This window comes from Streptomyces sp. NPDC042638 (assembly GCF_040647235.1).
GTDB lineage: Bacteria > Actinomycetota > Actinomycetes > Streptomycetales > Streptomycetaceae > Streptomyces > Streptomyces rameus.
Window position 1 is genome coordinate 1 of sequence record NZ_JBEZBT010000097.1, and the last position, 13,763, is coordinate 13,763.

11 protein-coding genes are annotated in these 13,763 nt (G+C 72.8%); 7 read left to right on the top strand and 4 right to left on the bottom strand.

Translation table 11 applies throughout. From position 1 onward, the window contains the following. Positions 1–2,738 (top strand): alpha/beta fold hydrolase (locus AB0B40_RS36730; RefSeq protein WP_362267918.1); only part of this gene is annotated, 2,738 nt, incomplete at its 5' end. Positions 2,739–2,898: 160 nt separating this feature from the next. Here AB0B40_RS36730 and AB0B40_RS36735 read toward each other — a convergent pair. After that, positions 2,899–3,153 carry a hypothetical protein gene (locus tag AB0B40_RS36735; protein WP_345048063.1) on the bottom strand — a complete coding sequence of 85 codons (255 nt, stop codon included), beginning with the start codon at positions 3,151–3,153 and terminating at the stop codon, positions 2,899–2,901. Positions 3,154–3,479: 326 nt separating this feature from the next. Here AB0B40_RS36735 and AB0B40_RS36740 point away from each other — a divergent pair, with 326 nt between their 5' ends. The 6 genes from AB0B40_RS36740 (at position 3,480) to AB0B40_RS36765 (ending at position 10,536) form a co-directional block, all read left to right on the top strand. After that, positions 3,480–4,283, top strand: coding sequence for an ABC transporter ATP-binding protein (locus AB0B40_RS36740; protein WP_362267921.1), 804 nt, complete (start codon positions 3,480–3,482; stop codon positions 4,281–4,283). Continuing rightward, entirely contained in the window at positions 4,283–6,793 is a 2,511-nt protein-coding gene (locus tag AB0B40_RS36745; RefSeq protein WP_362267924.1) for an FtsX-like permease family protein, read from the top strand. The genes AB0B40_RS36740 and AB0B40_RS36745 overlap by 1 nt, the downstream gene beginning before the upstream one ends. Before the next feature lie 86 nt (positions 6,794–6,879). Beyond that, positions 6,880–8,178, top strand: coding sequence for a sensor histidine kinase (locus tag AB0B40_RS36750; RefSeq protein WP_345048066.1), 1,299 nt, complete (start codon positions 6,880–6,882; stop codon positions 8,176–8,178). Continuing rightward, the gene (locus tag AB0B40_RS36755; protein ID WP_161290623.1) at positions 8,142–8,786 is read left to right on the top strand and encodes a response regulator transcription factor; all 645 of its coding nucleotides are present in this window, start codon (positions 8,142–8,144) and stop codon (positions 8,784–8,786) included. The genes AB0B40_RS36750 and AB0B40_RS36755 overlap by 37 nt, the downstream gene beginning before the upstream one ends. A gap of 113 nt (positions 8,787–8,899) precedes the next feature. Beyond that, positions 8,900–9,655, top strand: coding sequence for an alpha/beta fold hydrolase (locus AB0B40_RS36760; RefSeq protein ID WP_345048068.1), 756 nt, complete (start codon positions 8,900–8,902; stop codon positions 9,653–9,655). Beyond that, the gene (locus tag AB0B40_RS36765) at positions 9,652–10,536 is read left to right on the top strand and encodes an SDR family oxidoreductase (protein ID WP_345048070.1); all 885 of its coding nucleotides are present in this window, start codon (positions 9,652–9,654) and stop codon (positions 10,534–10,536) included. Before AB0B40_RS36760 ends, AB0B40_RS36765 begins: the two co-directional genes overlap by 4 nt. A gap of 146 nt (positions 10,537–10,682) precedes the next feature. Here the strand turns inward: AB0B40_RS36765 and AB0B40_RS36770 are convergent, their stop codons facing one another. From AB0B40_RS36770 to AB0B40_RS36780, 3 genes are all read right to left on the bottom strand, one after another. After that, positions 10,683–10,874 carry a ferredoxin gene (locus tag AB0B40_RS36770; RefSeq protein WP_345048071.1) on the bottom strand — a complete coding sequence of 64 codons (192 nt, stop codon included), beginning with the start codon at positions 10,872–10,874 and terminating at the stop codon, positions 10,683–10,685. A gap of 26 nt (positions 10,875–10,900) precedes the next feature. Next, complete coding sequence (locus AB0B40_RS36775; RefSeq protein ID WP_362267928.1) at positions 10,901–12,136, bottom strand: cytochrome P450; 1,236 nt, start codon at positions 12,134–12,136, stop codon at positions 10,901–10,903. A gap of 62 nt (positions 12,137–12,198) precedes the next feature. Then, entirely contained in the window at positions 12,199–13,425 is a 1,227-nt protein-coding gene (locus AB0B40_RS36780; protein ID WP_345048074.1) for a cytochrome P450, read from the bottom strand. Positions 13,426–13,763: the final 338 nt, after the last annotated feature.

Consider the following 13,763-nt stretch of genomic DNA (forward strand, 5'->3'; position numbering starts at 1 on the left):
CGGGCGTCATCAAGATGGTGATGGCGATGCGCCACGGCGTGCTCCCCAGGACCCTCCACGTGGACCAGCCGTCCACCAAGGTCGACTGGGAAGCCGGAAAGGTGCGGCTGCTGACCGAGGAGCGGGCCTGGCCCCGGGCGGACCGCCCGCGTCGCGCGGCCGTCTCCTCCTTCGGGATCAGCGGCACCAACGCCCACACCGTCATCGAGGAGGCACCCGCCGAGGACCGGCCGCCGACGGACACCGAACCCGACGCCCCGGCCGTCGTATGGCCACTGTCCGCCCGTTCCGCGCAGGCTCTGCCCGCGCAGGCCGAGCGTCTGCACGCCTTCCTTGCGGACCGGCCGGCGCTGCACCCGGCGGCCGTCGCCCGGGCCCTCGGCACCCGGCGCACCGCCTTCGGCCACCGCGCGGCCGTCACCGGCACCGGCCGGGAGCAGCTGCTGGCCGGTCTGCGCGCCCTCGCCACCGGGGCGCCCGCCGCCACGGCCGCGACGGGCAGGGCCCGGTCCGGGACCCGTACGGCGTTCCTGTTCACCGGCCAGGGAGCCCAGCGCCCCGGCATGGGCCTCGAACTGCGCGCCCGCTACCCGGTCTTCGCCGACACCTTCGACGCGATCGACGACCGCCTCGGTCTGGACCTGGCCGGGGTGCTGGCGGGTGACGACACCGACGCCGTCCACCGCACCCAGTACGCCCAGACGGCACTGTTCGCCTTCGAAGTGGCCCTGTTCCGGCTGCTGGAGTCCTTCGGCGTGCGGCCCGACATCCTGGCCGGCCACTCGGTCGGGGAACTCGCCGCAGCCCATGTGGCGGGCGTCCTCGACCTGGACGACGCCTGCACACTGGTCGCCGCCCGCGGCCGGCTCATGCAGGCCCTGCCGGAAGGCGGCGCGATGGTCGCCGTACAGGCCACCGAGGACGACGTACGGGCGCTGCTGGACGAGCGGGTCGGGCTCGCCGCGGTCAACGGCCCGTCCTCCGTGGTGCTTTCGGGCGAGGAGACGGCGGTGCTCGCCGCCGCCGAGGGTTTCGCGAAGACCAAGCGGCTCGCCGTCTCGCACGCCTTCCACTCGCCTCTGATGGACGGCATGCTCGACGAGTTCCGGTCCGTGGCCGAGAAACTGACCTACCATCAGCCGCGCATCCCGCTGGTGTCCGCGCTCACCGGCCGCCCCGCCGAGGGCGAGCAGCTGCGCGACCCGGGCCACTGGGTGCGGCACGTGCGGGAGACGGTCCGGTTCGCCGACGCCGTCGCCGCCCTCGACGCCTCGGGCGTGGGCCGCTTCGTCGAACTGGGTCCCGACGCCGTCCTCACCGGTCTGGCGCGCGAGTGCGCACAGGCCGACGGCGCCGTCTTCGTCGCCCTCGGCCGGCGCCACGGCAGCGAGCCCGCCACCCTGGCCTCCGGCCTCGCCCAGCTGTACACCGACGGCCTGGCCCCCGACTGGGCCGCGCTCTTCCCCGGTACGGCCCGCGCCGAACTGCCCACCTACGCCTTCCACCGCGAGCGCTACTGGCTGCGGGCGGACGTGGCCCTCACCGCCGGCCCGCTCGCCGAGCCCGCGCCCACCGCGGCCCCCGAACCCGCCGACGCCGAGCCGCTGCGCCGGCGGCTGGCGGCTCTCCCGCCGGCCGAGCAGGAGGCGCTGCTGACGGAGGTGGTCCGGGCGCGGGCCGCCGCGGTCCTCGGCCACGCGGGACCGGAGGACGTCGAACCCGACGCCGTCTTCCTGGAGATCGGCATGGACTCCGTCTCCGCGGCCGAGCTGCGCAGCGCACTCGGCAGCGCCCTGGGCACCCCCGTGCCGGCCGGTGCCGTCTTCGACCACCGCACCCCGGCCGCCCTCGCCGCCGCCCTGCGCGCCCGACTGGCCGGCGGCGCCAAGGACCAGGGCGGCACCGGTGACCTCGAGTCGGTCAGCGGGCTGGTGCGGCGCGCGGCGGCGGAGGGGCGGATGACCCAGGCCGTCGAACTGCTGCGCACCGTCGCCGGGATCCTTCCCGGCTTCTCGTCCCTGTCCGAACTCGGTGACGTCACCGACCCGGTGCGGCTGGCCGGCGGCGACGGCTCCCCGCGGCTCGTGTGCCTGCCCTCGCCGATGGCGCTCGGCGGCGCCCACCAGTACGCCCGCTTCGCCCGGCACTTCCAGGGCCGCCGTGACGTCCTGGTGCCCACGGTGCCCGGCTTCGGCCCCGGCGAGGCACTGCCGCTGTCCGTGGACGCGGTGGTGGAGGTGGTCGTCGAGGGCATCCGCCGGGCCTGCCCGGACGGGCGGCCGTACGTGCTCGTCGGCTACTCCTCCGGCGGCCAGTTCGCCCACGCGGCGGCCGAGATCATGGAGAAGGCCGGACAGCCGGCCTCGGGCGTGGTGCTGCTGGACACCTATCTGCCCGGGGACGACGGCAAGGACGAGCTGTGGCGGCAGATGTTCGACGGCATGCTGGACCGGGAGTCGTCCCTCGGCGGCTTCGGAACCGCCCGCCTCGCCGCGATGAGCCGCTACAGCGACCTCATCCAGCACTGCCTGCCGGGCGCCCTGACGGCGCCGGTGCTGTTCGTACGGCCCGAGGAGTCCTTCGCCGCCGGAGCCGGTACCGACGACTGGCGGGCCGACTGGCCCGCGGAGCACGAACCCGTCGACGTGCCCGGTACGCACTTCACGATTCTGGAGGACTTCGCTCAGGCCACGGCCGCGGCGGTCGACGCGTGGCTGACCCGCGCGGTGACCGGCTGACGCACAGGGCCGCCGGCGGCTTCGGCCGCGGGGCGGGTGACAGGCTCGGCGGCGGTGCCGGCGGCAGCGGGGAACCGCCTGCGGTCCGGCGCCACGGCGCCGGGCCGGACGTGCCGCGGGGCGCGGTGGTCGAAAGGCCGTCCGCGCCCTGCGGCTTCAGTCACTTTCCGGCCTCGCGAAAATGCGACAACCACGCCTCGATATCACAGCGGATACTGTCCGGATCGACACCTAATTGCACGGCGATTTCGTCCGCCGCCAATTCCGGCTCCCATCCGCTCCGCTGGAGCGCCAGCCACATCGTCGTGCCGCGCGGGCCGCAACGGTGTCGCCTTCCGGTGCGGCGGGAGAACAGCTCCAGATATCCGTCGGGCCGGACCTGCGCGGTCAGCTCGGGGTCAGGCCTCCTGGTCATGCGACTTCCCATCTTCCGAAGATTTTTCCGACGTCTCCGACGGTACCCGTCAACACGCCGGACGGCACTGGTGCTAACCGATCTGTCCGAAGGGCAGCAAGGTATTCGGACAGGGTGGTGGCAGTTATCCGGCTAAGGGAAGTTTCCTCGCCCTTGACAGTGAGATCACGGAGTTCGTCGGACTCCTGTCGAAACCTGCCGTACCGAGGTAGAGAAACCTCTACCTCGAACCGGCCGGACAATGCCAATGTGCCGCAGCCGCATCGTTCCTAATGTGGTCCGCAGACACCGCGTGAGAAGCGCGTTATCTCATAGGGGAGCCCCCAGTGCACACTTCACAGGACCTTCGCCGGACGGAGGCGGTACGGCTGGACGCCGTGTCGAAAACCTATGGCCGAGGAGACAGCCAGGTGGCCGCGCTCCGCGGGCTCACCATGAGCTTCGCCGACGGAACCTTCACCGCCGTGATGGGCCCCTCCGGGTCGGGCAAGAGCACTTTCCTGCACTGCGCCGCCGGACTGGTCCAGCCCAGCTCCGGCACGGTCACCGTCGGCGGCACCGATCTCGCCGGCCTGGACGACACCCAGCTGACCAAGCTGCGCCGCGACCGGATCGGGTTCATCTTCCAGTCCTTCAACCTGCTGCCCGCGCTGACGGTCATGCAGAACATCACGCTGCCGCTGCAACTGGCCGGACAGCGCCCCGACAAGGCCCTGATCCGCAACGTGGTGCAGCGCGTGGGCCTGGCCGAGCGGCTCGGCCACCTGCCGTCCCAGCTGTCCGGCGGCCAGCAGCAGCGCGTCGCCATCGCCCGCGCTCTGGTGACCCGTCCGGCCGTGGTCTTCGCCGACGAGCCGACCGGCGCCCTCGACACCCGCACCGCCGCGTCCGTGCTCGCCCTGCTGCGCGAGTCCGTCGACACCGCCCGCCAGACGCTGGTCATGGTCACCCACGACCCGGTGGCCGCCTCCTACGCCGACCGCGTGGTCTTCCTCGCGGACGGCCGGCCGGCCGGCGAACTGCACCGGCCGACGGCCGACGCGGTCGCCGCCCGGATGACCAGGCTCGGCGCCTGGGAGGACGACGCCCACCGGCAGACCACGCCGCAGACCTCCGGGGGGCGGTACTGATGTGGCAGCTGGCACTGCGCACCCTGAAGTTCCGCAGGACGAGCTTCGTCGCGACCTTCCTCGCCATGTTCCTCGGCGCCGCGATCGTCATCGGCTGCGGCGGCCTGATGGAGACGGGCGTCCGCATGGCGGCCGACCCGCAGCGCCTGCAGGGCGCCCCGGTCGTCGTCACCGGTGAACAGTCCTACGGCTCCACCGCCCTGACCGAGCGTCACCGCATCGACCCCGGTCTGGTCGGCACGGTGGCCAAGGCCGACGGCGTGCGCGCGGCCGTCCCGGACGTGTCGTTCCCGGCCACCGTTCTCAAGGACGGCAAGCCGCTGACGGGCAAGTCCGACTCGTACGGCCACGGCTGGGCCGGCGCCCGGCTCACCCCCTATACCCTCGCCGCCGGTGCGTCCCCCGCCGCCGGCGGCGAGGTCGTCCTCGACTCGGGACTCGCACGGCGCGCCGGCGCCCGTCCCGGGTCCACGGTCGGCATCGTCGTCCAGGGCACCGCACGGCCCTTCCGGGTCGCCGGCATCGCCGAGCAGCACGGCGACGGCAACCCGGACGCCGCCGTCTTCTTCACCGACGACGAGGCACGCCACCTCGCCGGCGGCCGGATCGACTCCATCGGCGTCCTGCCCGCGCCCGGCACGAGCGTGGCCGCCGTCGCGGACGCGGTGCGCTCGGCGGTCGGTGACCGCGCCGAGGTGCTCACCGGTGAGCGCCGGGGCCTGGCCGAGCTGCCCGGCACCCTCGCCAGCAAGCGCACCGTCGTCATCCTCGCCGCGGTCTTCGGCTCGTCGGTCGTGCTGATCGTCATGTTCGGCGTCGCCTCCACCCTCGGCCTCGCCCTCCAGCAGCGCGCCCGCGAGATGGCCCTGCTGCGCGCCGTCGGCTCCACTCCGAAGCAGCTGCGCCGCATGATCCTCAGCGAGACGGCCGTACTGTCGGTCGGCTCCGTACTGCTCGCCCTGCTGCCCGGATGGGCCATCGGCCGGATGCTGTTCGCCGTGCTGACCTCCAGCGGCGTGGTCTCGTCGGAGATCGTCTACCACGCCGGCTGGATCCCGATGGCCGTCGGGGCGGTCGTCACCGTCCTGGCCGCGGCCGGCGCCACCCGCTTCGCCGGCCGGAAGGCCGCCCGCACCGAACCGGTCGCCGCGCTGGCCGAATCCACGGCCGCCAACAGCTGGTTCAGCGTGACCCGGCTGCTGCTCGCACTGTTCTTCCTCGCCAACGGCATCGGCCTGGCCGTCGCCACCGCCACCGTGATGGAGGACGGCCCGACCCTCGCCAGCACCGCCGGACCCGCCTCCGTGCTCTTCTGCATCGGCCTGGCCCTGCTCGCCCCCGGCATCACCAAGGCCATGGTGGCGCTGCTGCGGCTTCCGGTACGCGCCTTCTCCGGCCTCTCCGGCCGGCTCGCGCTGCGCAACGCCGCCACCGCCAACGTCCGGATGGCGGGAGCCGTCGCCCCGATCGTCCTGCTCATCGGCATCGCCACGGGCACCCTCTACATGCAGTCCACCGAGGACCACGTCTCCCGGACCTCCTACGACCGCAACGTCCTCGCCGACTACGTCCTCGACTCCACGACCGGCGGATTCGCCCCCGACGTCGTCGACCGGGTGCGGTCCGCGCCCGGGGTCGCCGCGGCCTCCGAGTTCGTCACCAGCCGTGGCTTCGTGGACCGGCCCGGCGGCCCGGCCCAGGTCGACCTGCGCGGCGTCTCCGCCGACGGCGTCCGCGGCAGCCTCGACCTGCCCGCCGTGGCCGGCTCCCTGGCGGACCTCAGCGGGAACACCGTGGCGCTGTCCGACAAGAAGGCCCGCGAGTACGGCGTGAAGGTCGGTGACCGGCTGCCGATGCACCTCGGCGACGGCACCGCCGTACACCCCACCGTCGTGGCCCTGTACACCGACAATCCCAAGCAGCAGTACCTGACGCTGCCCGCGGCGGCCCTCGCCCCGCACACCGACGACGGGCTGCCGCACCAGATCCTCGTCCGGGCCGCCGCCGGCAACGCCGCCCAAGTCCACGATCAGCTCGCCGCGTTGGCCGCCCGGGTGCCCGGCACCGAACTGGACGACAGCTCCTCCCTGGCCGGCCGGAACAACCAGATCCAGCAGATCCTGGTGTCCGCCAACTACACCATCGTCGCCATGATCGTGGGCTACGCGGCGATCACGGTCGTCAACACCCTGGTGGCGGTCACCCGCAAACGGCAGGCGGAGTTCGGCCTCCAGCGGCTCACCGGCGCCACCCGTGCGCAGGTGATCGGCATGCTGACCGTCGAGGGCCTCCTCATCGCGGTCATCGCCACCGTCCTCGGCACGATCGCCTCCGCGACGACCATCGTCCCCTACAGCCTCGTCAAGAGCGGCTCCTACCTGCCCTCCGGGTCCATCGGCACCTACCTGGCCATAGTCGGCGGGTCGCTGCTGCTGGTGTTCGGCGCCACCCTGCTGCCCTCCTGGCGCGGTATGCGCACCCCCGCCGTGGAATCGGTGAAGGCCGCGTGAGCCACCCCCTGACCGGGCCGTCCCCGCTCCCCCCGGGCGGGGGCGGCCCTTCCCCGGCCACCGACCGGGGATGGGACCATGAGGGCATGAAGACTGTGCCGGTCACGTGGCGCGGCCGACTCGGCCGCGCCACCGTGGACACCCTGGTCGGCGTGGCCGTCGCCACCGGGGCCCTGCTGTCGATCGTCCTCTTCGTCACCACCGCCTACTTCATCATCCTGTGCCTGATAGGCATCGGCTTTCTCGCACTGCCGTACCTGACGCGGGCCGTCCGCCGGCTGTGCGACCTCAACCGGCGCGCCGCCGCGCACGCCGGAGTTCCGGTGGAACGGCCCTACCGGCCCGAACCGGAGGAGATCGAGAAGGACATCGTCGGCTGGATGCGCCGCTGCAAGTGGATCCTCGCCGACCCCGCCACCTGGCGGGACCTGCTGTGGCTGCTGCTCAACTGCTTCGTGGGGCTCGTCGGCTTCGTACCGGCCGCCCTGCTCTACTACACGGGAGAGGGGCTGGTCCTGGCCTGCGGCCTGTGGCGGCCCCTCGCGGACGACGGACAGGGCCGGTGGTACGCCTCCGTCACCGTCGACAGCTGGCCGTCCGCGCTGGCGGCGGGACTGCTGGCACTCGTCGTCTTCGCCGGCTGGGTGTTCCTCGGCCCGCCGGTGCTCCGGGGATACGCGTACTTCGTCCGCTTCCTGCTCGGCCCGACCCGCCAGTCCCAACTGGCCTCCCGCGTACAGCACCTGTCCGAGACCCGCTCCGGCGCCCTCGACATCCAGGCCGCCGAACTGCGCCGTATCGAACGGGACCTGCACGACGGGGCACAGGCCAGGCTCGTCAGTCTCGGCCTCCAACTCGGCGCGGTGGACCGGAAGATGAACCAGGACCCCGAGGAGGCACGGCGGCTGCTGCGGCAGGCCCGCACCTCCTCCGTGCAGGCCCTGCGCGAACTGCGCGACCTCGTGCACGGCATCCACCCCCCGGTCCTCGCGGAACGCGGCCTGGCCGATGCCCTGCGCGCCCTGGGCCTGGCCAGCCCGTTGCAGGTCACCGTGGTGGTGGACCTGCCCGGCAGGCTGCCCGACCCGGTCGAGTCCGCCGTCTACTTCGCGGTGTCGGAGCTGCTCACCAACGCCCTCAAGCACGCCGACGCCCGGCGCGTGGAGGTCGTGGCCTGGCGCGAGGACGACATCCTGCACGCCCGTGTCACCGATGACGGCCGAGGTGGCGCCGACGCGTCGGCCGGGAGCGGCCTGGAGGGCATCGGACGGCGGCTGGCATCCTTTGACGGGGTCCTGGAGATCGACAGTCCTCCGGGGGGTCCGACCGTGATCGAGATGGAGCTGCCGTGCGCGTTGTCCTCGCCGAAGACCTCTTCCTCCTGAGGCAGGGGATCATCCAACTGCTGGAGGCGTACGGGTTCGAGGTGGCCGCCGCCGTCGACAACGGCACGGACCTCGCCGCCGCGATCGCCGAACACCGGCCCGACGTGGCCATCGTCGACGTACGCCTGCCGCCCACCTTCACCACCGAGGGCCTCCAGGCCGCGCTGCGCGCCCGCCGTGAGCGGCCCGGCCTGCCGATCCTCGTCCTCTCCCAGCACGTCGAGCAGATGTACGCCCGCGAGCTGCTGGCCGACGGTACGGGCGGCATCGGCTACCTGCTGAAGGACAGCGTCCTGGACGACGAGCAGTTCATCGACGCCGTGCGCCGGGTCGCGGCCGGCGGAACGGCCATGGACCCCGCCGTGGTCGCCCAGCTGCTGACCAGTCACGCCCGGGACGAACCGCTGGCCGCGCTCACCGCGCGCGAACGGGAGGTGCTGGAGCTGATGGCCGAGGGCTGCTCCAACACGGCGATCGCCCAGCGGCTCACCGTCACCGAGGGCGCGGCCGCGAAGCACATCTCCAACATCTTCACCAAGCTGATGCTGCCTCCGTCGAGCGACAGCAACCGGCGGGTGCTCGCGGTGCTCGCCTACCTCAACGCCTGAAGGCCCCCGCTGGGGCGGGTAGGGGTGGCCGGTCGCCTCCGCGCGCGTGAGACTGCTGGGGCCCGCCCGCGCCCTGCGCCGCGGAGCCACCGCCAGGAAGGAAAGCCCGCCCCATGACCACGCTCACCGAGCACGACCGCCTCTGGATCCGCCGCTACGACCCCCGTCCGGACGCGGCGGCCAGGATGGTGTGCCTGCCCCACGCGGGCGGCTCGGCGACCTTCTACCGTCCCGTGTCGGCGGCCCTGCCCGAGTCCGTGGACGTGCTCGCCGTGCAGTACCCGGGGCGCCAGGACCGCCGCAACGAGCCGTGCGCCACGAGCGTCGGCGAACTCGCCGACCACGTCACCTCCGTACTGCTGCCGTGGACGGACCGGCCGCTGTTCTTCTTCGGCCACAGCATGGGCGCGACGCTCGGCTTCGAGGTCGCCCGCCGGCTGGAGCGCGACCACGGAGTCGTGCTCGGCGCGCTGTTCGCCTCCGCCCGCCGGGCCCCTTCCTGCCCCCGGGACGAGACCGTCCACCTGCGTGACGACGACGGGCTCGTCGAGGAGATGCGGCAGCTGAGCGGAACGGACTCGGCGATCCTGGACGACGAAGAGCTGATCCGCATGGCCCTGCCCGCGATCCGCGCCGACTACCGGGCCGCCGAGACCTACGTCTACGAACCGGGCCCCAACCTGCGGTGCCCCATCGTCAGCCTGGTCGGCGACGCCGACCCCAAGGTCACCGTGGACGAGGCCCGCGCCTGGTCGCGCCACACGGACACCTCATCGGAGTTCCACGTCTTCGAGGGCGGCCACTTCTACCTGACGGCCCACCAGAAGCAGGTCATCGCACTGCTTGCGGGCAAGGCGGTCCAGGCGTGACGGCGGTCCTCATCACCGGTTGCAGCAGCGGCATCGGCCTGGAGACGGCGCTGGCGTTCGCGCGGCGGGGAGACCGTGTGCACGCCTGCGTACGTGAGCCCGCCCGCGCGGAGGAACTGCTCCGGCGGGCCCGCGCCGAGGATCTCACCCTCGACGTCCCCCGGCTCGACGTCACCGACGACGCCTCGGTCACCGCCGCCGTCACCGCGGTGACCGACCGGCACGGACCGGTCGACGTCCTGGTCAACAACGCCGGCATCGACCACACCGGGCCGGCCGAGACCATGCCGCTCGACCAGGCGCGCACCCTCATGGAGACCAACTTCTGGGGCCCGCTGCGCATGGCCCGCGCCGTACTGCCGCGGATGCGCGCCCGGGGCACCGGGGTCATCGTCAACGTCTCCTCCCTCGCCGGGCGGACCTTCGCCGTGCCGCACGGCGGGTTCTACGCGGCGAGCAAGGCCGCCCTGGGCGCGCTCAGCGAGGCCCTGTACGCGGAGGTCCGGCCCTTCGGCGTCCGCGTGGTGTGCCTGGAACCGGGCAGCTTCGCCTCCGCGATCCAGCGCGGGTCGGCCGCCGGCGCGGCAGCGGGGCGGCCGTCCGGGTCCGGACCGTACACCGAGGACCACGCCTGGCTGGCCCGGTTCCTCACGCACGTCGCCGAGGGCGCCGCCGACTGCGCCGAGGCGGCCCAGGCGGTCGTCGCCGCCGCCGACGACGCCGGGACCCCGCTGCACACGCCGGTCGGAAAGGACGCCGAAGCGGCTCTGCGCTTCCTGGCGGGCGTCTCCTACGAACAGTGGCTGCCCCGCTTCCTGGAGCAGGCCGAGTCGCTCGCCGGGCCCCGCCCCGCCCCGCCCGGCGCCCCGGCCGCCGAATAGTCCCGCAGCTTCGGGCTGCCTCAGGCGCTCGCCGGGGACGCGTGCGGGCCGCCACGACAGCGCGTCAGGCGCGCAGGTCGTGGCGGTCCGCGTTCATCCGTCAGGGTTTCAGTCGTGCACGCGGCTTTCAGTCGGGCACGAGGCCTTCAGTCGTGCACGCGGATGGAGCGTGACGGGCACAGGTCCGCGGCCTGCAGGACCTCGTCGCGCAGGGCCTCGGCCGGCTCCTCCCGCAGCACCAGGACGAGGCCGTCGTCGTCCTGGTCGAACACCTCGGGGCTCAGCAGTGCGCACTGGCCGGAGCCCACGCACCGGTCGCGTTCGGTGGTGACACGCATGAGGGGAATTCCGTTCGGGTCGGCCGTCACCAGGTGACGGGGAGTTCGTAGACGCCGTAGACCATGGCGTCGTCCTTGAACCGCAGCTCCTCCGGTGCGGCCGCCAGCCTCAGGCCGGGGATGCGGCGCAGCAGCGTGCCGTACACGGCCTCCAGCTCCGCCCGCGCGAGGTTGGCGCCGATGCACTGGTGGATGCCGTAGCCGAAGGCCAGGTGGCTGCGGGCCTCCTTGCGGCGGATGTCGAGGGTGCCCGGGTCCGGGAAGACCGACTCGTCGTGGTCGGCGGCGTTGTTCAGCGCGAGGATGCCCTCGCCGGCGCGGATGGTGACGTCACCGACCTCGATGTCCTCCACCGCCACCCGTGCCGTGCCGGAGTCGGAGATGGAGAAGACGCGGAGCAGCTCCTCGATGGCGTTCGGCAGGAGTGCGGGGTCGGCCTGCAACGCGGCCATCTGCTCGGGGTGCCGCAGCAGGGCCAGCACACCGAGGGCGATCATGTTGGCCGTCGTCTCGTGGCCCCCGACCAGCATCAGCCGGGCCATCGTCACCACGTCGACGTGGTCGGCGACCTGCTCGGTACGGTTCTTCTCCAGGAACCGGCTGATGAGGTCGTCGCCCGGCTCGCTCTCCTTGAGGGTGACGAGCTTGTCGAGGTACGTGTCCAGGGCCTGCACCGCGGCGCCGTACTCCGCCGGGCTCAGGTCGTGGTTCATCATCGCTGCCGACCACTCCTCGAACTGGGCGTGGTCCTCGTAGGGGACGCCGAGCAGTTCGCAGACGACGAGGGACGGCACCGGCAGCGCGAGGGCGGTGACCAGGTCCACCGGGCCGCCCGCCGCCAGCATCGCGTCGACGTGCTCGTCCACGATCTGCTGGATGCGCGGACGCATCTCCTTCACCCGCCGTGCCGTGAACTCCGGTATCAGCATGCGCCGTTGCGCGGTGTGCTCCGGCGGGTCCATGTTGAGCATCATCAGCCGGATCTGCGCCAGCATCTCCTCGGGGATGTGGAACTGGTGCGGGTATCCGGGAAGTTTGAGGTTGGAGCTCACCCGGCTGTCGCCCAGCACCTGCCGGACGTGCTCGTGCCGGGTGACCAGCCAGGTCGGCCTGCCGTTCACCTTCAGGGCGGCGCGCGAGACGGGGTCGTCCGCCCGCATCCCGGCGTACTCGCGCGGCTCGCTGAACGGACAGGTGCGCCGCATCGGGAACTGCGGGAGCGGCGACCCCGTCTCGGGCGCGGCGTCGGCGGACTGGGTCATGGCTGCCTTTCGAACGGGGTCGGTGACGGGAAGCGGGCTGTGCTGGGGGGCGGCGTCCACCGTCACCAGGTGACGGGCAGTTCGTACAGGCCGTAGACGATGGCGTCGTCCTTGAACCGCAGCTCCTCGACCGGTGTGGCCAGGCGCAGCGTCGGGACGCGCCGCAGCAGCGTGGAGTAGACGACGTCCAGCTCCATGCGCGCCAGGTTCTGGCCGATGCACTGGTGGACGCCGTAACCGAACGCCAGATGGCTGCGGGCCTCGCGCCGGACGTCGAGGCGGTCGGGGTCGGGGAAGACGCGCTCGTCGTGGTTGGCGGCGTTGTTCAGCGGCAGGATGCCCTCGCCGGCCCGGATGGTCACGTCGCCCAGCTCGATGTCCTCCAGGGCGACCCGCGCGGTGCCCGCGTCGGAGATGGAGAAGAACCGCAGCAGCTCCTCCACCGCCTTCGGCATCAGCTCCGGCTCCGCGCGGAGGGCGGCGAGCTGCTCGGGGTGCTCCAGCAGGGCCAGCACACCCAGGGCGATCATGTTGGCGGTCGTCTCGTGCCCGGTGACGAGCATCAGCTTGGACATGCTGACGATGTCGGAGTGCTCCACGGCCGGCGCGTGCCGGTTGAACTCGATCAACCGGCTGATCATGTCGTCGCCCGGTTCGCTCTCCTTGGCGGTCACCAGCCCGTCCACGTACCTGTCCAGCTCGTAGTGGGCGCGGCCGCGGTCCTCGTCGCTGATGTCGTGGTTCATGATGGCCCACGCCCACTCCTCGAACCGGCCGTGGTCCTCGTAGGGGACGCCGAGCAGTTCGCAGATGACGAAGGACGGCACCGGCAGCGCGAGCGCGGTGACCAGGTCCACCGGAGCGCCGGCGCCCTTGGCGAGCATCTGGTCGATCTGCTGGTCCACGATCTGCTGCACCCGGCCGCGCAGCTCGCGCATCCGGCGGACACTGAACTCCGGTGCCAGCATGCGGCGTTGCACGGTGTGGTCGGGCGGGTCCATGGACAGGAAGGTCAGCGGCACCGACTGGAGCGTCTCCTCCGGCACCGGCACCTGAAGGGGGTACCCGGGCAGCTTCAGGTTCGCGCTCACCCGCGCGTCACCCAGCAGCTTCTTGTACAGGTCGTGTCGCGTGACCAGCCAGGCGGGCTTGCCGTTGACCTTCAGCCGCGCCCGGGAGACCGGCTCGGTCGCGCGCAGCTCGGCATAGGGGGCCGGCGGGCTGAAAGGACAGGCCCGCCGCATCGGGAACTCCGGCAGCGCGGCCTCGTGTTCGGCAGGTGCAGTCATCATGTCCTCTTCGCACGGGAGGGAACGGGACGCGCCGGCATCGGAGCGGGTCCGGGCTCGGCGCCGGTGCGGCGCTGTCGGCCGTCCCCCGCACGCTAGGCAGCCGCGGCCGAGGACCCCAACCCCTAGGCGCCCCTAGGGTCTTTCGCCGCGATCAGGCCGGTTCAGGGAGTCGGGTCCGCCCGTCCCGCCCGCACCCCCGCCCGCGTCCCCGCCCGCGTTCTGGCCGCACCCCCCGCCGCGTCCCGGCCGCATCCCCGCCCGTCCCGCCGCGTCCCCGCCTGCGTCCCGCCCGCACCCCCGCCCGCGTTCTGGCCGCACCCCCCGCCGCGTCCCGG

What these genes read in the sequence shown, in the direction of transcription:
- AB0B40_RS36735 (WP_345048063.1), bottom strand. Translation starts at nt 3,153, where the DNA reads ATGACCAGGAGGCCTGACCCCGAGCTGACCGCGCAGGTCCGGCCCGAC.
- AB0B40_RS36745 (WP_362267924.1), top strand. Translation starts at nt 4,283, where the DNA reads ATGTGGCAGCTGGCACTGCGCACCCTGAAGTTCCGCAGGACGAGCTTC.
- AB0B40_RS36750 (WP_345048066.1), top strand. Translation starts at nt 6,880, where the DNA reads ATGAAGACTGTGCCGGTCACGTGGCGCGGCCGACTCGGCCGCGCCACC.
- AB0B40_RS36760 (WP_345048068.1), top strand. Translation starts at nt 8,900, where the DNA reads ATGACCACGCTCACCGAGCACGACCGCCTCTGGATCCGCCGCTACGAC.
- AB0B40_RS36770 (WP_345048071.1), bottom strand. Translation starts at nt 10,874, where the DNA reads ATGCGTGTCACCACCGAACGCGACCGGTGCGTGGGCTCCGGCCAGTGC.
- AB0B40_RS36775 (WP_362267928.1), bottom strand. Translation starts at nt 12,136, where the DNA reads ATGACCCAGTCCGCCGACGCCGCGCCCGAGACGGGGTCGCCGCTCCCG.
- AB0B40_RS36780 (WP_345048074.1), bottom strand. Translation starts at nt 13,425, where the DNA reads ATGACTGCACCTGCCGAACACGAGGCCGCGCTGCCGGAGTTCCCGATG.